Source organism: Nostoc sp. (assembly GCF_036916985.1).
Lineage (GTDB): Bacteria > Cyanobacteriota > Cyanobacteriia > Cyanobacteriales > Nostocaceae > Nostoc.
In genome coordinates this window covers 29,166-51,147 of sequence record NZ_JBALFD010000088.1, presented here as the reverse complement: position 1 = coordinate 51,147, position 21,982 = coordinate 29,166, and the positions used below count along the sequence as shown (strand labels likewise).

Here is a 21,982-nt window from a genome sequence, read left to right as displayed (position 1 = left end):
GAGTAAATTTCAATATATCTATCTTCTTTTCGTTTTCTACGGAAGAGCATTGTAGCCAAAAGTTCCTAATATTTTTCACATCAATATAATACAAATGTTCTACTTTGACTTATCGCCCCACTATCTATCACCACCATCATTCTGTAAAATTCATCCCAAAGAATCAGATGATCCCCCTTACTTGTGGTGGCAGACAGTCCTAAACTGAAGATGAGAGTTGAAAGGCAGCTGGGAGAAATTTTGTGAAAAAAGTTTTATCAATCATTCTTGGTGGTGGTGCAGGTACTCGACTTTACCCGCTAACCAAACTCCGCGCTAAACCAGCAGTACCAGTAGCGGGGAAGTACCGCCTAATCGATATCCCTGTTAGTAACTGCATAAATTCTGAAATATTCAAAATCTACGTCCTGACACAATTCAACTCAGCTTCCCTGAATCGTCATATCGCCCGTACCTACAACTTTACTGGCTTCAATGAAGGGTTTGTAGAAGTGCTAGCCGCACAACAAACACCAGAAAACCCGAACTGGTTCCAAGGTACAGCCGATGCTGTACGTCAGTATCTATGGTTAATGGAAGAATGGGATGTAGAAGAATATCTAATTCTCTCAGGCGATCACCTCTACCGCATGGATTATCGCCAGTTTATCCAGCGCCATCGGGAAACGGGGGCTGATATTACTCTCTCAGTCATCCCCATCGATGAGCGCCGTGCTTCAGATTTTGGCTTGATGAAAATTGACGATTCTGGTAGGGTAATCGATTTTAGCGAAAAACCCAAAGGCGAAGCATTACTCCAAATGCAAGTTGATACAAGCGTACTGGGATTATCAAAAGAACAAGCCCTGCAACAGCCTTATATCGCCTCAATGGGGATTTATGTCTTTAAAAAAGAGGTTTTGTTCAAGTTGTTAAGAGAAGGTATAGAAAGAACTGATTTCGGTAAAGAAATTATTCCTGATGCCTCTAAAGATTACAACGTTCAAGCTTACCTTTTTGATGACTACTGGGAAGATATTGGAACAATTGAGGCATTTTATCATGCCAATTTAGCCCTAACTCAGCAGCCCCAGCCACCTTTTAGTTTCTACGATGAAAAAGCACCAATTTATACCCGCGCTCGTTACTTACCTCCAACTAAACTTTTAGATTGCCACATCACAGAATCAATTATCGGCGAAGGTTGTATTCTGAAAAATTGCCGCATTCAACATTCAGTCTTAGGAGTGCGATCGCGGATTGAATCTGGCTGTGTCATCGAAGAATCTTTGCTCATGGGTGCAGATTTTTACCAACCTTCTGTGGAACGCCAATGCAATGTAGAAAAAGGTAACATTCCTGTAGGTATTGGTACTGACACACTCATTCGCGGTGCTATCATCGATAAAAACGCCAGCATCGGTCACGATGTCAAGATTATCAATAAAGATAACGTGCAGGAAGCTGAACGGGAAAATCAAGGTTTCTACATCCGCAGTGGCATCGTTGTCGTGTTGAAAAATGCTGTAATTCCCGATGGGACAATCATTTAATAGTGCTGAGTTGTGAGTGCTGAGTGCTGAGTTATGAGTTAGAAGTTATGAAAAAAATTTCCAATCACTCTTCACTTCTCACTCAGCACGGGCTGAACGCCCCGCTACCGCTAACAGCACTCATCTTGCTGATTGGTCTTCCAGGTAGCGGTAAGTCAACTTTGGCAAAACAATTACTGGCAAAATGCCCCCAGATGCCACTGATTTCTACAGATGCCATTCGGGGGCAGTTGTTTGGTTCCCAAGCTGTTCAGGGGTCGTGGCTGCTGATTTGGGGCGAAATTCAGCGGCAATTTCAGCAAGCTATTTCCACCGAAAGTACAGCTATTTTCGATGCCACTAATGCCCAGCGCCAACATCGCCGTGAAGTGATTGCTTTAGCCCGTGACTTGGGTTTTACCCACATTACGGGAATTTGGGTGGATACACCAGTTTGGCTGTGTTTGGCACGGAATAAAAGGCGATCGCGCCAGGTTCCTGAAGAAGTTATTTTGCGGATGCACCGTCAACTCCGGGATGCTCCCCCAAGCCTGGAAGAAGGACTAGACAACCTGATCCGCCGATCAGAAAAATCGGAGTACGGAAATTGCGATCGCTTGGTGAGCGAGAACCACACTTGATTTTATATATTTTTTGTTAACTTAAAATCAGATTATTTTTGCTTGGCACTATACCAGGCAAATTAAACATCTTAAAAAAAAACATAATGGGAATTTCTATAGGAGGCTGGTAGATGGCTGCAACCGACTTCAAGGACTATTACGCTATTTTGGGAGTCAGTAAGACTGCCACTCCAGAGGAAATTAAACAAGCTTTTCGTAAATTAGCCCGCAAATATCATCCTGATGTCAACCCAAATAACAAACAGGCAGAGGCACGCTTCAAAGAAGTTAGTGAAGCCTACGAGGTTGTGTCAGACCCAGATAAACGCAAAAAATACGACCAATTCGGTCAATATTGGAAACAAGCTGGTGAAGGTTTCCCATCTGGCGGTGTTGGTGCCGATATGGGTAACTTTGACTTCAGTCAATACGGAAATTTTGATGAGTTCATCAATGAGTTGCTAGGACGTTTTGGTGGTGCTGCGCCTCGCGGTGGACAACAAAGTTACTCTTACCGCCCTCCTACAGGCGCGCCAAGTGGTTTTGGCGGCTTTAACGATTTTGGGTTTCAAGATGCAGGTGCGGGTACTAGCCAAGATAGTGAAGCTGCGATCGCTCTAACTCTTGCTGAAGCATTTAATGGTGTGCAAAAACGCTTCAGTTTAGGTAACGAAACAATAGATGTCCGCATCCCATCTGGGGCTAAAACTGGTACTCGCTTGCGCGTGCGGGGCAAAGGTCAAATCAACCCCATGACTAAGCAACGCGGGGATTTATACTTAAAAGTCGAACTCCAGCCGCACTCGTTTTTCCAAATGGAAGGCGAGAATTTGGTGTGCGAAGTAGCAATCACACCAGATGAAGCTGCTTTGGGAGCGTCTATTGATGTACCCACTCCTGATGGTTCAGTTAATGTTAAGCTGCCGGCGGGAGTGCGTTCTGGTCAATCTCTGCGTTTGCGTGGCAAAGGTTGGCCTCTAGCTAAGGGTGGACGCGGCGATCAGTTGGTCAAAGTGGCGATCGTGCCACCAAAAGAACTCAGCCCACAAGAGCGGGAATATTATGAAAAAATCCGCGCTATACGTACTTATAATCCCCGTAGTCATTTGAATCAAGTCAGGCTGTGAATATTTTGGATTGTAGAGACGCGTTAAGCGAGCTGCATAAATGTGCAACTTCGCGTCTCTAAATTCATTAGGTATGAATTTACTGCGCCATTCTCGCTACCATAATGGACTTCAAGGCTTCTATTGCCTCCGGTGTCGCCTCGGTAGCTTGCCACGATGGACGTGCCACTAAGCGATCGCACCAAGCATTTAATTTTGGATATTCACTTAAGGAAATGCCTACACTTGGCAGCACATTTACTACAGTTCCAGCCACAACTTCAGCAAGAGTGAGGTTGTGACTAGCAAAGTAAGGGCGATCATCTAATAAATTTTCAAAAAACTTCAGCACTGTGGCAATTTTATACAGTGCCTTCTCGATTTTTTCTGCATCTCCTCCAGGCAAGCCTAGATACTGAGGTAGAAATGTGGTGGTTGCTGGCAAAAGTTCATTCACAGTTACCAGTTGTACCATACGTGCGATCGCTAAATCCTTGACATCTTTAGGCAACATCGCAGGTGTAGGATATTTTGCCTCTAAATAGTCCAGAATTGCTAAGGATTCCACTACATTAAAGCCGTCATCCACCAAAACTGGAATATGATGGAAAGGGTTAATTGTCAAAAACTCCGGTTTAAACTGCTCTCCATCCAGTTTTATCTCTACCAATTCAAACTCAAGTCCTTTTTCCAGTAGAGTAATCCAGACGCGACGCGAGTTGGGAGAAATCGATGCGTGATGAAGTGTCAGCATGAAAAACCTCACAGTTTTATAAGTAAGGCGGACAATGCCAATTTTACACCTTATACTCAATTGAATTGTTCTAACAATGTCTCAACGCTAGCATTGTGATCCAGAAAAGAAAATAAATGCCAGTAGCGGAGTTTTCCTTCTTTATCTAATACAAACTGGGCTGGTAAAGGCGCTCCTAGTGCTTGTCCTACTTGATAGGTACGAAATACTCTACAACTAGGATCGCTCAGTAATGGCATTTGCAAGCCTAAATCTCTCACAACTATTTGACTCTGCCGTTCATCGGTACTAGTAATCATTAAAATTTCTATACCGAGTTTTTTAAATCGTTCGTAGTTCTCATTTAAAGCTTTGATGTGAGGAAAACAAAAGGGACAATATTGCTTTTCGGTAAAGATGCGAGTAAAGGCAATTAACACAGGTTGCTTACCTTTATAATCAGACAATTTTAATAATCTTCCGTTCGTAATATCTGGCAGTTGAAAATCTGGTGTTCCCACTCCCAATCTGAGTTTATTGCTAGCTGGAATTGGTAAAAAGTTGCGAAAGAATCGCTCATTTAATAAGCCACTAAAATCAGTTGAAGTAAGCATAATAAAATTTTAGATTTTGGATTTTGGATTGTTAAAGAGTTATTGGATACGCTTTTGAGCGTTTCATCAATAATAATTAATGCGGAAGTGTATTATTTTTTCACATTGATATTGTTTAAATACCATTTAATGAAAAAACCATAGATATATACGGAGGTTGACATTGTTTAATGTATATCTCTGTTTATCTATGGTTTTCATTTATTTTGCTCTCAACTCCAACAGTTTGGATTAGAGTTTGCTAGCGAAATTTAGACGGCAGAGAAGTAGACTTTAGACTTCACTGGGTCAGGATTCAGTGTTTTGTCACCAGGTTGCCAACCAGCTGGGCAAACTTCATCGGGGTGAGACTGAACATACTGAATTGCTTGTAATGTCCGCAGGGTTTCATCAACGCTACGACCAAAGGCTAGATTGTTAATGGTGGCGTGCTGTATGATACCATCTTTATCGATGATGAACAGACCACGCAAGGCAATGCCTGCTGCTGGGTCAAGAACGTTGTAAGCGGCGCTAATCTCTTTCTTGATGTCGGAGACTAGGGGATAATTTAAGTCGCCAACGCCACCAGATTTACGATCTGTTTGAATCCAAGCGAGGTGGGAGAATTCACTGTCAACGGAAGCCCCAAGGACTTCAGTATTGATTTTCTTGAATTCTTCGTAGCGATCGCTAAATGCTGTAATCTCAGTAGGACAAACAAAGGTAAAGTCTAGTGGGTAGAAAAACAGGACGACATACTTACCGCGATAATCGGAAAGTTTGACTGTCTTAAATTCCTGATCTACCACAGCGGTTGCTGTGAAATCGGGAGCTTGTTGACCAACGCGGAGGCTTCCTTCGGTTCCGTAAGTAAGGGACATTAACCTAATTCTCCTTTATCGGTTTAGTAGCGTTGGAATTCGGGTCAAGTAAAACTCACCCATCCACGCTCTCACAGTTTAATTACGATCTGTTACGACTATATCATACTCATAACGATTTTGAGTAGCAAATGCCTGATTTAGATACAAGAGAATGGTTGCTTACCAATGGCTTAGGAAGTTTTGCCAGTGGTACTGTTTCTGGTGTCCGCACACGTACTTATCATGGTTGGCTGTTTGCCGCAACAAACCCGCCTTCTGGGAGGACTCTGCTGTTTTCGCACCTAGAAGCTAGTTTGGAAGTATTAGGGAGCGTTGTATCACTAGGGACAAATTTTTGGGGTAAAAATCAGATTGAGCGGACAGGCTACGAACTGCTACGCAATTTTGATATTAACCCAGTTCCAAAATGGACTTGGGGTCAAGATAACTGGCAGTTAACCAGAGAGTTGGTGATGCCTTATGGGTTGGTGGGGGCTGGGGGCTGGGGACTGGGGACTGGGGAAGAAGCAGGGGAGCAGGGAGCAGGGAGCAGGGGGAAAATTCCTCTCCTCTGCACCCTTCCCCCTGCCCCTCTGTCTCTTCTCAATGACGCCAGTTGCTTCAAGTCGGCAAAGCCGCCCAACGCACTGGCTCCCCAATGCCCAATTCCCAATTCCCCTGCCCAATTTTGCCATCGAATTTTAATCCGGTATCGCTATGAGGGAAGTCATACAGCGATTTTACGGTTGCGACTATTGATAGCAGAACGTGACTTTCATCACCAGCAGACATCTAGTCAAGAATTAAAGTTCTCACAATTACTAGGGCAAAAGCAAGTCTGTCTACAAGCAATCGATTCTGGACATTTCGGTATACCTTGGCACTTGCGCTGGACACAGGGAAATTATCAACCAGATGCCGTTTGGTATTGGGATTATGGATTGTCTGAGGAGACGAAACGGGGATTAGGCGATAAGGAAGACCTATACAGTCCTGGTTATTTGATAGTCACATTGCAACCAGGAGATACAGTAACTCTAGAAGCACGAGTAGGTTTTCCCGACTCGGTGTCAGGTATTCTCACCCCCGAAACCTTTGTAGAAGCCGTGAAGGCAGAGCAAGAAAGGCTCTCAGAGATTTTTGGATGGAGTGAGAGAGGGATTGGGGGCTGGGGACTGGGAACTGGGGAAGAAGCAAGGGAACTCTTAGCTGGGAGTAAGGGAGAAGAGTTTTCCCCTCTGCTCCCCGCACCTCGCCCCTCTGCCTCTTTTCAATCCTCACTCAGTCAACAATTACTCAAAGCAAGCGATCAATTTATCGTCTATCGAGCCTCAATTGCAGGCCCTACGGTGATTGCTGGTTATCACTGGTTTAATGACTGGGGACGCGACACATTAATCGCCTTACCGGGGTTGGCACTAGTTCCACAACGCTTTGATCTGGCAAAAGGAGTATTGCGAACTTTTGGGCATTATTGTCGCCACGGTTTGATTCCTAATGCATTTCCTGATGTCAATGGCGAACCAATTTATAACAGTATTGATGCAGCGTTGTGGTGGATTGAAACTTTAGGACTTTATTTAGAAGCTACCCAAGACTGGGATTTTTTGGCAGAGCAATTCCCCGTAGTACAGCAAATCTACAAAGCATTTGTTGGTGGTACACATTTCAATATCCAGGTCGATGCTACTGATGGGCTAGTTAGTTGGGATACTCGTGGTGTAGCCCTCACTTGGATGGATGTGGTAATTGGATCGCTTCCTGTTACTCCTCGTCACGGGAAGCCAGTGGAAATCAATGCATTGTGGTATTCTGCTTTATGCTGGCTGAGTCAGTGGGCAGAGCGCTTGAGCCAGCTTGAGTATGGTTCGCCAGTGCGTCTCACTAAGCAATCACAGCGTTATGCTCAACAAGCACAACTTGTAAAAGCCTCGCTGCAAAAGTTTTGGAATTCTCAGCTAGGTTATTTGTACGATACTATTGAGCCGGACGATCGCCGGAATTTTCAAATTCGTCCTAATGCTGTTTTGGCGCTGTCACTGCACCATTGCGGGTTTTCTGAACAGCAAGGGTGTCAGATATTAGATTTGGCAACTACCAGCTTGCTTACTCCCTATGGTCTTCGCAGTCTCGATCCAGGAGATCCTGAATATAAAGGGAGATATGAGGGCAACCAAGAGCAACGCGATCGCGCTTATCATCAAGGCACTGTTTGGACTTGGCTAATTGGGCCATATATTCGGGCTTGGCAACGTTTTTATCCGCAACAATCGCTACCTTTTGATTGGCAACCCCTGCTAGATCACTTCCGATTTGACGCTTGTCTTGGTTCTATTTCTGAGATTTTTGATGGTGATTTACCTCACACACCCAGAGGAGCGATCGCTCAAGCTTGGTCGGTTGCCGAGGTAATCCGACACATTCAATAGTGCTGAGTGCTGAGTGATGAGTGATGAGTGCTGAGTGTGATATATCGCTATAAGTAGCCATCATGAACGAATGGCATTAATGCTTGTAATCTCTATGGAGCAAGCTTAGAGCTTTTCTTAGTGCCATTTAATCCAGTGGTTATTCTATTAGCCACTAAATCAACGCTTCCAATTCTTCTAAAGCTTGAAAACTTCCTACTTGCCAACTACGTTCTACAGCAGCAGGGATAATCTGAGTAATAGCTATATCCTCAAAATTAGGACTGGTATTAGATTTTATATATTTCCCCTCTTTCAGTAAATAAATAGAAAGGTTTCCACTGTCGTAAACCCATAATTCTGGTACTCCAATGGCTTCATAAGCATCGAGGGTAGTTTTTGATGTAACATCAGTCTCAATCGCTAAATCTGGCGGCGGATCATCAGGTTCCAAGCGGCGATGACCAATCATCTGTTGATAATTCTGAATATAAAAGCAAGCATCAGGTTCAACTCCTGCTACACCTTGCCGTTTAAAATTGGTGGAACCAAAAGGTTGGTATCTGATATCTTTAGCCTTGAGCAATATTTTAACAATATCAGAAATTAAATCTTTGGGAATTTCATGTTCTGGTAAAGGAGCCATAATTTCTAAAGCACCCTGGCTGTAGGCAATTCGGGTAGTTCTTTTTTCTCCCAATTCTTGTAAAATGGATTCAAATTCTTGCCAGCTAACATCAGGAATAGTCACTGTGCTACCAGGTGCTAACTGCATCCGGCTAACAACTTTGAAAACGGGGATAGCAGCAGTCACGTCGCTTCGCTCCAATTCAAAATTCAAAATTCAAAATTCAAAATCTATTAGGTTACGGTGGGCTGTATATCTACCGTAACCTTTAGATTAATAGATTGAGTTTAACAAAAGCGGCTAAAAGCGATCGCTCTACACCTTAAACTTCTCGGCAATCCGCTTCATCGCCTCTTCGACATTCTCCCGACTGTTAAACGCTGAAATGCGGAAGTAACCCTCACCCGCAGCACCAAAGCCAGAACCAGGTGTACCCACAACGTTGACAGTTTGCAGCAGCTTATCAAAGAATTCCCAACTGGATAAACCATTAGGCGTTTTTACCCAAACGTAAGGTGCATTCACACCACCATAAACTGATAATCCGGCGGCAGTAAGTTTCTCGCGGATAATTTTGGCGTTTTCTAGATAGAAACTCACCAATCCTTTGATTTGCGCTTGTCCTTCTTCGGAGTAAACCGCTTCGGCTCCGCGTTGGATGATGTAAGAAACACCGTTGAATTTGGTAGACTGGCGACGATTCCAGAGTTTCCACAGTTCGACATCGGAACCATCGGCGGCTTTTGCGGTGAGTGTCTTCGGTACTACAGTTAACGCGCAACGGGTTCCTGTAAAACCTGCGTTCTTGGAAAAAGACCGAAATTCGATCGCAACATCTCTTGCACCTTCAATTTCATAAATTGAGTGCGGAATCGATGGATCGGTAATATAAGCTTCGTAGGCTGCATCAAAGAAAATAATCGAGTTATTAGCTTTGGCATAGTCTACCCATGCTTTGAGATATTCTTTGGTAGCAGTTGCGCCAGTGGGGTTATTGGGAAAGCAGAGATAAATTAAATCAACTTTCTTTGCGGGAATCTCTGCGGTAAAGTTGTTATCAGCCGTAATTGGCAGATAAACTAAACCTTCAAATTCGCCTTTATCGTTAGCATCCCCAGTATTTCCCACCATTACGTTAGTGTCTACATACACGGGATAAACTGGGTCAGTCACGGCAATTATATTGTCATGACCAAAAATTTCCAGAATATTGCCCGTGTCGCACTTGGAACCATCGGAAATAAAGATTTCGGAAGCATCTATATCGGCTCCCCGTGCTTGGAAATCATGAGTAGCAATTTTCTCCCGTAACCATGCGTAGCCTTGCTCTGGGCCATAGCCTTTGAAGGTATTGCGATCGCCCATTTCTTCCACAGCTTTAATCATCGCTGTGCGGCAAGCCTCTGGTAGAGGTTCGGTAACATCACCAATGCCCAGCCGAATGATTTTAGCATTACTATTCGCTTCTGCAAAGACATTTACCCGTCGAGCAATTTCTGGAAACAGATAACCCGCTTTCAGTTTCAGGTAGTTGTTGTTAATAGTTGCCATTATGTAGATTATGAAAAACGCCCTCAAATAGCTTACTGCTAATTTATGAGGGCGGGGAGAAATCAATTCAAAATTCAAAATTCAAAATTCAAAATTCAAAATTGTTCGCGTAGCACCTCGTAGAGAAGAAAAAGACTGGAGGAGAGGGAGCATCTCTGTTTTGCAAATATACCTGGCGATTAGAAATCGCGGCTATACAAACTAAGTCCGCGTAGGCGGACTTAAGAAATTGGAAACCCGCCTACGCGGGTTTTGTCTGTGTAGCCGCGAATTCCATTCGCTAGGGCTTTTTACTCCTAACTTAATATGCCCAACTAGACATTTAGCGGCTGTTTATTCTCGGCTGAATAACTGTTGTGATCGCTAATTACAAATTCCGTGATTGATTCTTTTCCTGTAATCAATCTTGCTCCGCGATTACGGGTGAAATAGTTCCACGCCCACTGAATCATTACTACTAATTTGTTGTTAAATTCAATTAAGAAGTAGATGTGAATCACTAGCCAAAACAGCCATGCAAAGAAACCTTTCAGCTTAATAAAGCCTAAATCTACCACGGCAGAATTGTGCCCAATCATCGCTAAACTACCATGATCGGTATAAGCAAAGGGTGGCAAATTTTTACCTGCAAGCCGCTGTTTAACTAATGTTGCTACATATTCACCTTCTTGCTTGGCTACAGGTGCAACACCAGGTAGGGGTTTACCATTTTGATGAGAAAAGTTTGCTAAGTCGCCAACTACAAAAATATTGGGATGTCCCTTAATACTCAAGTCAGGTTCAACAATAATTCGTCCAGCGCGATCGCACTCTGCACCTGTGCGTTCCGCTAGCACTTTGCCCATTGCGGAAGCTTTCACACCTGCTGCCCATAATACCGTTTTTGAGGCAATTTCTTTAACTTCATCACCTTGTTTGAGAGTAACAACATCATTTACAATATCTGTTACCAGTGTTTTTGTTTGGACAATTACCCCCAAGCGCGTCAGGGATGCTTCAGCTTCTTGTGATAACTCTGGTGCAAAGGGTGGCAGAATCCGATCCAGCCCTTCTAATAGCAAAATTTTGGCTTCTGAGGTGTCGATGTTGCGGAAATCTTCTTTGAGGGTTTGGTTTGCTAATTCTGCGATCGCACCTGCTAATTCTACACCTGTTGGGCCACCACCCACAATTACAAAAGTTAACCAAGCACGGCGTTTTTCTGGATCGGTTTCATTTTCTGCGGCTTCAAAGGCCGAAAAAATCCGGCTACGCATTTCTATGGCATCTTCTACAGTTTTCAAGCCTGGGGCGAATTCTTCCCAGTTATCTTTGCCAAAGTAGGAATGCTTTGCACCTGTGGCGACAATTAATGTATCGTAAGCTATTGCTTCGTTGCCCACAGTGACTTGTTTGGCTTCTGGATCTATATTATTCACCTCTCCCAGCAGCACTTTCGTATTCTTGCTCTTGCTGAGGACAGAACGCAACGGTGAGGAGATATCAGCAGGAGATAGCGCACCTGTGGCGACTTGATATAAAAGGGGTTGAAATAGATGAAAGTTACGTTTATCGATTAGGGTAACGTTTACTGCCGCCTTGGCGAGTGTTTTTGCCGCATAAAGTCCACCAAAACCACCGCCAACAATAACTACTTGATGGGGTGGATTATTGTCAAGTGAATTTACCATAAGAAATATTATCGTGTATGCCGACTATTGTAACTATTCTTAACAAATTTGTATCAAAAATGTCATCATATATGTTGTATCGCTCTTTACATTTGAAAAAGTATTAAAGTAATCGAGGCTACAGGATAAACAAAACTTTTCAAGCGAAAAGTTCAAACCATAAAGGCTTGAATTATTTAAATCCCTCTTTGCTTGTATAGATTTATCAAAGGTAGATGTAGGGTTTATGCAGGTTCACTCAGAAGTAGTTGACTCTGGTGTTTGTGTCAAACGTGGGGAATGAGTTCGCCGCAAACGGGTAAAGCCATAGATAAGAGCAACAAAAATTAACAAATAGGGGCTGTAAACAATTAACCAAATACCCAGTTTGAGTAAGCCAATGGAAAATGCACTTAGAGAATGGGTAGAGTTGTTCCAAGTTTCCTGAACTTGCAAACCAAAGGCAGGTTGGGGACTGGTGCTAGAAACTGCTGCTTCTAAGTTCAGTGTAATCGTGGAATAAGCAACTTGATTTTTGAGGTTTTTCAGTTGGGCATCAATTTGTTCTATGGTTTGTCGGACATTACTCAGTTCTTGGGAAACACTAAGCACATCTCTAATAGAACCTGCCCGATCCATAATTTTTTGCAAATTGGCTTCAGTTTTTTGCAAATTGGTTAATCTAGCTTGGAAATCCACCAGGCGATCGCCCACATCTTCGGCAGTGATATTACGACTATTAACGGTGCCCAATTTAGCTAGTTCTTCTAGGGTAGGTTCCAGCCGATTTTCTGGTATCCGCAATTGTATGGTTGCTGTGTAACGTGGGTTGTCTTTTTTGGGTTGTTGTTGTTTCAACCCGATTAAATCCCCTTGCTGTTGATTGATAATTTGCGAAACAGCATCAACAGTCTTATCTACAGAGTTGACAGTCAAAGACATTGCTGCCTTTTTGATGAGTTGGGGGCGAGAACGGGCTATTGGTGAAGCTTCCGCCTTTTGAGAAATACTGCTTTCACCAGCCGGTGCAGATGCTCGATTTGCCATCCCATCGGCGGCCATTTTAGGTAAAGCCGAACTTGTTGAGCGATCGGCAGAGGCGCAACTGGTGAAAATCACCCCTCCCAATAACGCACTTAAAAATAAAGCAGATGTGCGCGGTAATTTAGTAGAAGTATACATAATCTACCCCCAGATGGATGAAGTTAACCCCAGTATTACTGAATAAAAATTCAAAGCTTGTATTGTTGCGATTTATGTAACAGGATTGGGCATTGGGCATTAGTCATTGGGCATTGGGCATTAGTCATTGGGCAATAATTAATAGTTCTTCTTTCCCTGCTTCCTCATCTCCCCAATCCCTAGTCCCCAGTCCCCAATCCCCAGCCCCCAATTCAATATTTGACAGTTCATCTGTGGTTACTCAATTTGAGGTACAATCTTAAGTCTGCGAATTAATGACGATGCTTGCTGACAGGAGATGCTTCTATGGCCCGGATGTATTATGACGAAGATGCCAATTTAGACCTTTTGGCTGGAAAAACTATTGCTATTATCGGCTATGGTTCCCAAGGTCATGCCCACGCTCTCAATCTCAAAGATAGTGGTTTGAATGTGATTGTGGGACTATATCCGGGTAGTAAGTCAGTTGCAAAAGCCCAAGCAGCTGGATTAACTGTGAAAAATGTTGCAGATGCCGCTAATGCTGCTGACTTCATCATGATTTTGTTACCTGATGAAGTCCAAAAAACGATTTATAAAAACGAGATTGAACCTAATCTAGAAGAAGGGAATGTGTTAGCTTTTGCTCACGGTTTCAATATTCACTTTGGGCAAGTTGTACCACCTGCTAACGTAGATGTGGTGATGGTAGCACCCAAAGGGCCGGGGCACTTGGTACGGCGGACTTATGAAGGTGGGGAAGGTGTACCAGCGCTGTTTGCAGTTTATCAAGATGCTAGTGGTCAGGCACGCGATCGCGCCATGTCTTATGCTAAAGGTATCGGTGGGACTCGCGCTGGTGTTCTCGAAACTACTTTCCGCGAAGAAACCGAAACCGATTTATTTGGCGAACAAGCGGTATTGTGCGGTGGTTTGAGTGCTTTAATCAAAGCCGGATTTGAAACTTTGGTAGAAGCTGGCTATCAACCAGAATTGGCTTATTTTGAATGTCTGCATGAAGTCAAGTTGATTGTTGACTTGGTTGTAGAAGGTGGTTTAGCTAAAATGCGTGACAGTATTTCTAACACCGCTGAATATGGCGATTATACCCGTGGCCCGCGGATTGTCACCGAACAAACCAAAGCTGAAATGCAGAAGATTCTCAGCGAAATTCAATCTGGACAATTTGCACGAGAATTCGTTCTCGAAAACCAAGCTGGTAAACCAGGATTTACCGCCTTGCGTCGCAAAGAAGCTGAACACCAAATTGAAGAAGTTGGTAAAGATTTACGCGCTATGTTTAGCTGGTTGAAAAAAGCTTAAGCAAAGAATGTAGAGAATCAAACTTCTACTTTAGGGACTTCCTACAAATAAAATATCCAATCTTGTGGGGTGGACATCTTGTCCGCCCTTGACTATGGGCACGTCGCCATTGGTGTCAACTTAACGTAAAGCCAGACTAGAATACCGATTCACTAATCCTCAAAACCAGGTTTTTGTTTTGGTGAAGACCGATTGAACTGGGTATATATCAAAGACAGCATCTATACTTAACAATACTTAACAAAGGCATATTTTCAACTATTGTCTGAGCGATTAAAATTTGGTCAAAAGGATCGCGGTGATGACTTGGTAAAGTTTCTAAAGCATAGATATGAGCCAATTGAATAGGTAATATTTGTAGATTATTCGCTCGCTGTTGAGTTTCGATGAAATTAGGAAGCTATAAGCTTAAATTTAGCTTACCAAGCTGAGACTTTTTTTACCATCATTCAACGCACTTGTTAAGAGACATCACACCTTCCGTACTGAAATCATGCGATCGCTTTTACTCACCCTTGACTGCTATTCTTGCAACAATAGTAATTACAGCTATACTAACCAGCCTGCAACATCTACCTTGAACTTTAAGAAACTATGCTTGCCCAAGATAAAAAACAACGCAACTGGAAACCCATTCTCAAAGCATTCGAGGCTATCCTTGGCAAAAATGGTGTGGTGCAACGCCGTGAAGAACTAATTACCTATGAATGCGATGGTTTAACTGGCTATCGCCAAAGTCCTGCTGTGGTGGTTTTACCCAGAACTACAGAACAAGTTGCCCAAGTTGTGAAGATATGCAATCAATATTCTATACCCTTCATCGCACGCGGCTCTGGCACTGGTCTATCTGGTGGTGCTTTACCAGTGAAAGACTCTGTTTTAATTGTTACTTCATTGATGCGGCAAATCATCAGCATTGACTTGGAAAATCAACGGACAGTTGTACAACCAGGGGTGATTAATAGTTGGGTAACACAAGCCGTTAGTGGTGCTGGATTTTACTACGCACCTGACCCTTCCAGTCAAATTATCTGCTCTATTGGGGGCAACATTGCTGAAAATTCTGGTGGGGTGCATTGTCTCAAATACGGTGTTACCACTAACCACGTTTTAGGATTAAAAATTGTCACACCAGAAGGGGAAATTATCGATTTAGGCGGACAAATCCCAGAAATGCCTGGTTATGATTTAACCGGTGTATTTGTTGGTTCTGAAGGCACTTTAGGAATTGCCACAGAAATTACTTTGCGAATTCTCAAAAGTGCAGAATCAATTTGTGTGCTGTTGGCAGATTTTACTAGCATTGAAGCGGCTGGGGCAACTGTTTCTGACATCATCAGCGCCGGCATTATTCCTGGTGGTATGGAAATGATGGATAACTTCAGCATCAATGCAGTTGAAGATGTTGTTGCAACTAATTGTTATCCACGCGATGCTACTGCAATTCTGCTTATAGAAATTGACGGTTTAGAAGTGGAAGTTGCAGGAAATAAGCAGCGAGTTATTGAAATTTGTAAAAAAAATGGTGCGCGTAATGTCACTTCTGCTACTGACCCAGAAACCCGATTGAAATTATGGAAAGGACGCAAAGCAGCTTTTGCGGCGGCTGGACATTTAAGCCCTGATTATTATGTACAAGATGGTGTAATTCCCCGGACTCAGTTGCCTTATGTTTTACATGAGATTGAGGCATTAAGTAAACAATACGGTTATCGTGTTGCTAATGTGTTTCACGCTGGTGATGGCAATCTTCATCCGCTAATTCTTTATGATAATTCTGTGTCTGGGGCATTAGAGCAAGTAGAAGAAATGGGTGGAAAAATTCTCAAACTTTGCGTTCAAGTCGGTGGTAGTATTTCTGGCGAACATGGCATTGGTGAAGAGAAAAAGTGCTATATGCCACAGATGTTTAGCCAAGTTGATTTAGAAACTATGCAATGGGTACGGCAAGTTTTTAATCCTAAAGGGTTAGCAAATCCTGAAAAGATATTCCCTACACCACGAACTTGTGGTGAAGCTGCAAATGCATCGGCACTTAAACAATTTGAAGGTGTGGAAAGATTTTAATTTTCTGCAAAGGTTTATTTACAGAATCACTAACAGTTGCTCATCGAAATCTTTGAAAAACTCAGGTTTACTTCTGTAACGTGAATTTGCTTGATTTCGATGATGCAGTCTACCAATATGCTTGGGTTAAGGGTTATGGTTCTTCAGTAGGTGTTATGCTGAAATTTTAATTAAACCCCAAAATTTTCCTTTAAAATCAAGGCTTGCAGGCGATTATAAACTCAATTTCAGCACGAAGACTCAAATGGTAATCATAATGCCTGTTATTCTAGCTATAAATTTTTTCACTAAATCGCGCTCAAAGTAACTTTACTGATACCATATTAAAATTTAACTTTTCACAGATGGCTTGAAATCGTACACCCATTTGTGAAAATCATCATTAAGACTCGTTTGCCGTTCTTGCGTCTGCCCTGTAGATGCGGCGAAGTTAGTGTCATAGTACCGCATTTCGCCTAAGGCGCTACGAGCTTGGATGATTTTCGTGCGCTCAATGCGAAGTTGTTCGTAGCTAGTCAGAACTGCTTGGAGATTCGCTGAATCAGAAAAACACTCTCGCAGTTGGTATGCATCTTCAAAAGTGGTATTGGCTCCTTGTCCCATAGCAGGTGCCATTGGATGGGCGGCATCGCCTAAGAGTGTGACTCTGCCTTCACTCCAGCGACTTAACGGTGGGCGATCGCAAATCGGCCCTTCCCAAATTTGCTCGGCTGGTGTCGCTTTTACCACCGCTCGAAAGGATTCATCCCAGTCGGCTAATTCATGGAGAATACGAGACTTCACCTCATCGGCACTGTGAGAAAGGGAGTATTCAGGCGAGAACTTTCGACTAATCCAACTGGTATAACCGCCACCCACATTAAGAAGATACATAAACTGTTTATTGCCTTTGACAAAAACTAGTTCATAGTCATTAAATAGCTCGTGGCGATACTTGATGACGGCGCGCCAACACATACTACCAATATAATTAGGCTTACCCTCGCCAAATAAAGTTTCTCGGATGACAGAGTTGACGCCATCAGCCCCAATCAGCAAATCTGCATATACTGATTTTTCACTATCAAAATGAATTTCCACACCGTTTTCATCTTGCTCAAAGCCGATGCAGCGATGATTGAGGTGAATGATGTCAGAAGGTAATCTTGATGCTAAGACTTGCTGTAGACGATACCACCAAATAGTCAACAATGGTTGTCCGTATTGTTCTAAATATTTAGTTGCATTAGTTCGGATTGTTTCTCCTTGAATATTCTTTAAAACCGTGTGGTGAACTTCGCACCCTGAACTTTTGAGGGCTTCGACAATTCCTGGCGCGATCGCATCTAGGGAATTCAAACCATTGGGGGCAAGTCCAAGTCCAGTTCCAGCCGGACGAAATTCTTGAGCTTTTTCGTATACTTGAACGTCTATCCCTTGGCTTCTCAATGCGATAGCAGCAGCTAAACCACCTGGGCCAGCACCGACAATAGCAACTTTATCTACTATAGGTTTGGATGATTTCTCAGTTAGATTTGTGTTCATATTTATCAGAGAGAATAGGGAACTCTTAACTGGGGAAAGAGGTAATATTAATTTACGATTGCTGCTAGTAACAAAAACTACATGCACTCAGAATTTTTCGTAAATCTGACAATCTCGAATAAATACCATTACGTCAATTTTGGCGATAAATTGACTAAATTTCATAAACTTACTGTAACAGAACTAAGCTTGCTGTATCATTTTTATATTCAAAAAAGATTGTGAAGAGTTTTATATTCAAAAAAGATTGTGAAGAGTGCGATCGCAGCCTTACAATCGATTAAAAGCCAGACATTGAATGGTAAACTTGAACCATCAGGAGGAACTTCAACCCTTGGTCTAGCTCATGGTGTGGCGGATTAGATTGAGCCATTAGATTCGCCATTATTAAAAGCTGTCGGTGCAATCGAGGAATATTACCAAAAACAACTCTAAATTTTCGGGAACACGATATTAAGAAGTAAAAAGTAAAAATATTGATAAACTTCTTTGTTTATTTTAACTTTTTACTTGTTCAAGCCCCTAAATTTATTTATGGGGATCATTAATGCAAGAATTTTGAATTCGGAGCGAAGCGACGTGACCCACGAATTGAAAATATTAGGTTTAGAGGAAGTAGAATTATCGTTGAATATCAATAATGTTTCCTACACCTTGAAGCTAGAACCTCGTGTGACTTTACTGGATGCTATACGCGAAAAGCTGGGTTTGATGGGCACTAAAAAAGCTTGCGATCGCGGTGAATGTGGTGCATGTACTGTATTAGTTGATAATCGGCGAATCAACTCTTGTATGACTCTAGCTGTAATGCACATCGGTAGTAAAATTACCACAATTGAGGGAATAGCACAAGATGGCAAACTCCATCCTATGCAAACAGCTTTTATTACTCATGATGCTTTTCAATGTGGTTACTGCACATCGGGTCAAATTGTCTCAGCCGTAGGGATGATATTAGAAGAACTACCAAAATCTGAAGAAGAAATTCGAGAAAAAATGAGTGGAAACCTTTGCCGTTGTGGAGCATACCCAAATATTATCACGGCGATTCAGGATGTGCTAGAGGAAACAGAAAATGCAGCCATTTAGTTATGCTAAAGTTACCTCAAAAGAAGTAGCGATCGCAACAGTTGAGCAAGACAAAACTGCTGCATTTATTGCTGGTGGCACAGATTTACTCGGATTAATGAAAGATGGTGTCCAAACAGCGAATATATTAATTGATATTAATAGTTTGCCCCTAGCAAATATTGAATCTCAGCCTGATGGAATCCGCATTGGTGCAATCTCTCGTATGAGTGATGTGGCTTTTCATCCCCAAATTCAAGAATTTTATCCAGTAATTAGCCAAGCTTTATTACAAAGTGCTTCACCGCAACTACGAAACATGGCAACAGTGGGCGGTAATTTACTGCAACGAGTCCGCTGTGGTTACTTTCGCGATCCGGTTTTTCCTTGTAATAAACATACTCCCGGTATCGGTTGTTCGGCAATTACAGGTTACAATCGAATGCACGCTATTTTCGGAGCGAGTGAACATTGTATTGCCGTTCATCCCTCAGATTTAGCTGTAGCCTTAACGGCATTAGATGCGGTGATTTGCATCCAAGGGATAGAAAAAAATAGGCGAATTTCAATTCATGATTTTTATCTCTTACCAGGTGAGACACCACAAAAAGAAACTCTATTACAGCCAGGAGAATTAATTGTTGCCATTGAAGTGGCTAATTCTGCCTATAAATCCCATTATTTAAAAGTTAGAGATCGTGCTTCCTACGAATTTGCTCTCGTTTCCGTAGCTGTTGCCTTAGATATAGAACAAAATATCATCAAATCAGCACGCATCGCTTTTGGAGGAGTAGCACCTAAACCTTGGCGTGCATGGGAAGCTGAGGAGTTATTAAAAGGGAAAGTAATTAACGAAGTTATCTTTACAGCCGCAGCCGAAGTAGCTATTAAAGAAGCGAAACCGCAAACACACAATGAATTCAAAATTGAATTAGTCAAACGCGCTTTGGTACGCGCACTCTCAATTGTGGCAGAACAATTATGAATAAAATTATCGGTAAACCACTCGATCGCGTTGATGGTAGGCTGAAAGTTACCGGAGAAGCACCTTACACAGCCGACGTGCCTATAGATAATTTAACCTATGGAGTGATTTTTCAAAGTGCGATCGCCAGTGGTAAAATTATCCAAATAGATACATCCGCCGCCGCAGTCGCCCCTGGTGTGATCGATGTCGTTACTTACCAACAAACTCCATCTTTGGTAAAAATACCCTTCTTTGGCCCTCAACAACCCCAGCCAACGGAAAAAGACCATAATATCTACTACGATGGTCAACATCTGGGGATTGTAATTGCCGAAACTTTAGAACAAGCCGAAACTGCTGCCTCTAAGATAAAAATTATCTACGCAGAAGCCATTGCGACGCTCACAATGGCACGTACAGAGATATTTGAACCCGAATCAATATTTTTTGGCATCATGCCGGGTAAAATCACCAGAGGGGACATTGAATTGGGGAAAGCCCAGGCAGATGTGCTGGTAGAGCAAGTATATACCACACCAATGGAACATCATAATCCCTTAGAACCTTCTGCAACGATCGCAATGTGGGAAGGGGATAATTTGATATTGTATGAAACCACTCAAGGCGTTTCTGCAACCCAAAGAGCGATCGCATCTGTTCTCAATATTCCTCAAGAAAATGTGCGTGTCATCTCCAAATATTTAGGTGGTGGATTTGGTTGTAAGGCGCTGCTGCGATCACATACAATTCTAGCTGCCATTGCATCTCGTCAAGTCAAGCGCCCTGTGAAAGTTGTGCTAACGCGATCGCAAATGTACACTGCTTGCGGCCACAGATCGCAAACTCAGCAGCAGCTAACATTAGGTGCAACCAGCGAAGGCAAACTAACCCTGATCAATCACGTTGGCACATCCTTAACTTCCTTCTTTGATGACTTTGTAGAACCAGTGGGTGCAGCAACAACCATGATGTACGCCTGTCCCAACTTGGAGGTTAAATACCGTTTAGCACGCATCAACGCCGGTACACCAACCTTCATGCGTGGGCCAGGAGAAGCAACAGGAATGTTTGCCCTGGAATCGGCAATGGATGAACTGGCATACACCTTAAATATTGACCCAATAGAACTAAGACTGAGAAATCATGCAGATATCGATCCCTATAAAGAATTACCTTGGTCAAGTAAATCTCTGAAAGAATGTTATCAAAAAGGGGCAGAAATTTTTGGTTGGTTACAACGCAACCCAGTTCCCCGTTCCATGCGAGATGGTCATTTTCTGATTGGTTGGGGAATGGCAAGTGCGACATTTCCCACCAATTCGGGAACGGCATCAGTCAAGGTAGAAATTTTTGCGACTGGAGAAGTACGAGTCCAAAGTGGCACTCAAGATATCGGTAATGGTACTTATACCGTGATGACGCAGGTAGCTGCGGAAGTATTAGGCTTACCAGTGCAGTTTGAATTAGGTGATAGTAATCTTCCAAAAGCCCCAATTACAGGAAACTCAATGACAGTTGCTAGTGTTTCCCCGGCGGTGCATAAAGCCGCGATCGCCGCACGGGATAGAATAATTCAAATGGCGATCGCTGATTCTAATTCTCTACTTTATGGATCTCAAGCAGAAGATATTACCGTTGAGTCAGGGCAAATATTTTTAAAACAAGATCCATCAAAGCGAGACAGCTATACCGATATTCTGCTTCGCCACGGATTAGAAAGTTTAGAAGTTACAGAGGAATCCTCACTCAGCCCCGAAAGCAAAGAATACTCCAAACACTCATTTGGTGCAACATTTGTCGAAGTTGCAGTCGATGAGTTGTTGGGAGAAATCAAAGTTAGACGTTGCGTAGGCGTTTATGGTGCTGGACGAATTCTCAACTTCAAGACAGCGCGGAGTCAAGTTATCGGCGGCATTACCTGGGGAATTGGGATGGCGCTGATGGAAAAAACTGTAATGGATATCAATCAAGGCAGAATAGTTGGTGCTAACCTTTCCGATTACTTGATTCCGGTTCATGCAGATATTCCCAATATGGAAGTGCAATTTGTTGAAGAACACGATGCTTATGTGAATGCTTTAGGAACCAAAAGCTTAGGAGAACTTCCCATTGTTGGGGTAGCTGCTGCCATATCTAACGCAGTTTATCATGCCACAGGTAAGCGGATTCGTGACTTACCGATTACGCCAGATAAGCTGCTTTGA

Annotated in this window: 17 protein-coding genes; 9 read left to right on the top strand and 8 right to left on the bottom strand. The window is 42.8% G+C overall.

Annotated elements, in window-relative coordinates:
* Nucleotides 1-242: 242 nt before the first annotated feature.
* The 3 genes from V7L07_RS28695 to V7L07_RS28685 all read left to right on the top strand — a co-directional run bounded on the left by V7L07_RS28695 (nucleotide 243) and on the right by V7L07_RS28685 (nucleotide 3,261).
* Complete coding sequence (locus V7L07_RS28695; RefSeq protein WP_335062539.1) at nucleotides 243-1,532, top strand: glucose-1-phosphate adenylyltransferase; 1,290 nt, start codon at nucleotides 243-245, stop codon at nucleotides 1,530-1,532.
* Nucleotides 1,533-1,579: 47 nt separating this feature from the next.
* Entirely contained in the window at nucleotides 1,580-2,152 is a 573-nt protein-coding gene (locus V7L07_RS28690; RefSeq protein WP_335062537.1) for an AAA family ATPase, read from the top strand.
* A gap of 113 nt (nucleotides 2,153-2,265) precedes the next feature.
* Nucleotides 2,266-3,261 (top strand): DnaJ C-terminal domain-containing protein, encoded by a 996-nt coding sequence (locus V7L07_RS28685; RefSeq protein WP_335062535.1) that lies wholly within the window; start codon nucleotides 2,266-2,268, stop codon nucleotides 3,259-3,261.
* A 79-nt stretch (nucleotides 3,262-3,340) separates the two neighbouring features.
* Here V7L07_RS28685 and V7L07_RS28680 read toward each other — a convergent pair whose 3' ends face one another.
* The 3 genes from V7L07_RS28680 to V7L07_RS28670 form a co-directional block, all read right to left on the bottom strand.
* Nucleotides 3,341-3,994, bottom strand: coding sequence for a glutathione S-transferase family protein (locus V7L07_RS28680; RefSeq protein WP_335062533.1), 654 nt, complete (start codon nucleotides 3,992-3,994; stop codon nucleotides 3,341-3,343).
* Nucleotides 3,995-4,050: 56 nt separating this feature from the next.
* A complete protein-coding gene (locus V7L07_RS28675; protein WP_335062531.1) occupies nucleotides 4,051-4,587 on the bottom strand; it encodes a peroxiredoxin family protein in 537 nt (178 codons plus the stop codon).
* 251 nt (nucleotides 4,588-4,838) lie between these two features.
* Complete coding sequence (locus V7L07_RS28670) at nucleotides 4,839-5,450, bottom strand: peroxiredoxin (protein WP_335062529.1); 612 nt, start codon at nucleotides 5,448-5,450, stop codon at nucleotides 4,839-4,841.
* 131 nt (nucleotides 5,451-5,581) lie between these two features.
* Here V7L07_RS28670 and V7L07_RS28665 point away from each other — a divergent pair, with 131 nt between their 5' ends.
* A complete protein-coding gene (locus V7L07_RS28665) occupies nucleotides 5,582-7,861 on the top strand; it encodes an amylo-alpha-1,6-glucosidase (RefSeq protein ID WP_335062528.1) in 2,280 nt (759 codons plus the stop codon).
* Between the two features lie 154 nt (nucleotides 7,862-8,015).
* On the opposite strand, the gene V7L07_RS28660 is transcribed toward V7L07_RS28665, so the two are convergent.
* From V7L07_RS28660 to V7L07_RS28645, 4 genes are all read right to left on the bottom strand, one after another.
* Nucleotides 8,016-8,654, bottom strand: coding sequence for a Uma2 family endonuclease (locus V7L07_RS28660; protein WP_335062526.1), 639 nt, complete (start codon nucleotides 8,652-8,654; stop codon nucleotides 8,016-8,018).
* Between the two features lie 129 nt (nucleotides 8,655-8,783).
* Nucleotides 8,784-10,019: an LL-diaminopimelate aminotransferase gene (locus V7L07_RS28655; protein WP_335062525.1), complete on the bottom strand. Its 1,236-nt coding sequence runs from the start codon at nucleotides 10,017-10,019 to the stop codon at nucleotides 8,784-8,786.
* A gap of 314 nt (nucleotides 10,020-10,333) precedes the next feature.
* Complete coding sequence (locus tag V7L07_RS28650; protein ID WP_335062523.1) at nucleotides 10,334-11,689, bottom strand: NAD(P)/FAD-dependent oxidoreductase; 1,356 nt, start codon at nucleotides 11,687-11,689, stop codon at nucleotides 10,334-10,336.
* 234 nt (nucleotides 11,690-11,923) lie between these two features.
* Nucleotides 11,924-12,850 (bottom strand): DUF4349 domain-containing protein, encoded by a 927-nt coding sequence (locus V7L07_RS28645; protein ID WP_335062522.1) that lies wholly within the window; start codon nucleotides 12,848-12,850, stop codon nucleotides 11,924-11,926.
* Between the two features lie 306 nt (nucleotides 12,851-13,156).
* On the opposite strand from V7L07_RS28645, the gene ilvC reads away from it, so the two are divergent.
* Both ilvC and glcD read left to right on the top strand, forming a co-directional pair.
* Nucleotides 13,157-14,152, top strand: a complete 996-nt coding sequence (gene ilvC / locus V7L07_RS28640; RefSeq protein ID WP_335062521.1) for a ketol-acid reductoisomerase — start codon at nucleotides 13,157-13,159, stop codon at nucleotides 14,150-14,152.
* Between the two features lie 594 nt (nucleotides 14,153-14,746).
* Nucleotides 14,747-16,219: a glycolate oxidase subunit GlcD gene (gene glcD / locus V7L07_RS28635; RefSeq protein ID WP_335062519.1), complete on the top strand. Its 1,473-nt coding sequence runs from the start codon at nucleotides 14,747-14,749 to the stop codon at nucleotides 16,217-16,219.
* 330 nt (nucleotides 16,220-16,549) lie between these two features.
* Here glcD and V7L07_RS28630 read toward each other — a convergent pair whose 3' ends face one another.
* A complete protein-coding gene (locus V7L07_RS28630; protein ID WP_335062518.1) occupies nucleotides 16,550-17,743 on the bottom strand; it encodes an FAD-dependent oxidoreductase in 1,194 nt (397 codons plus the stop codon).
* A gap of 579 nt (nucleotides 17,744-18,322) precedes the next feature.
* Here V7L07_RS28630 and V7L07_RS28625 point away from each other — a divergent pair.
* Genes V7L07_RS28625 through V7L07_RS28615 form a run of 3 tightly spaced genes read left to right on the top strand, consistent with a single transcriptional unit; the run spans nucleotide 18,323 to nucleotide 21,982 of the window.
* Nucleotides 18,323-18,832, top strand: a complete 510-nt coding sequence (locus V7L07_RS28625) for a (2Fe-2S)-binding protein (RefSeq protein WP_335062516.1) — start codon at nucleotides 18,323-18,325, stop codon at nucleotides 18,830-18,832.
* The gene (locus tag V7L07_RS28620; RefSeq protein WP_335062515.1) at nucleotides 18,819-19,796 is read left to right on the top strand and encodes an FAD binding domain-containing protein; all 978 of its coding nucleotides are present in this window, start codon (nucleotides 18,819-18,821) and stop codon (nucleotides 19,794-19,796) included. The genes V7L07_RS28625 and V7L07_RS28620 overlap by 14 nt, the downstream gene beginning before the upstream one ends.
* Nucleotides 19,793-21,982: a xanthine dehydrogenase family protein molybdopterin-binding subunit gene (locus V7L07_RS28615; RefSeq protein ID WP_335062514.1), complete on the top strand. Its 2,190-nt coding sequence runs from the start codon at nucleotides 19,793-19,795 to the stop codon at nucleotides 21,980-21,982. Before V7L07_RS28620 ends, V7L07_RS28615 begins: the two co-directional genes overlap by 4 nt.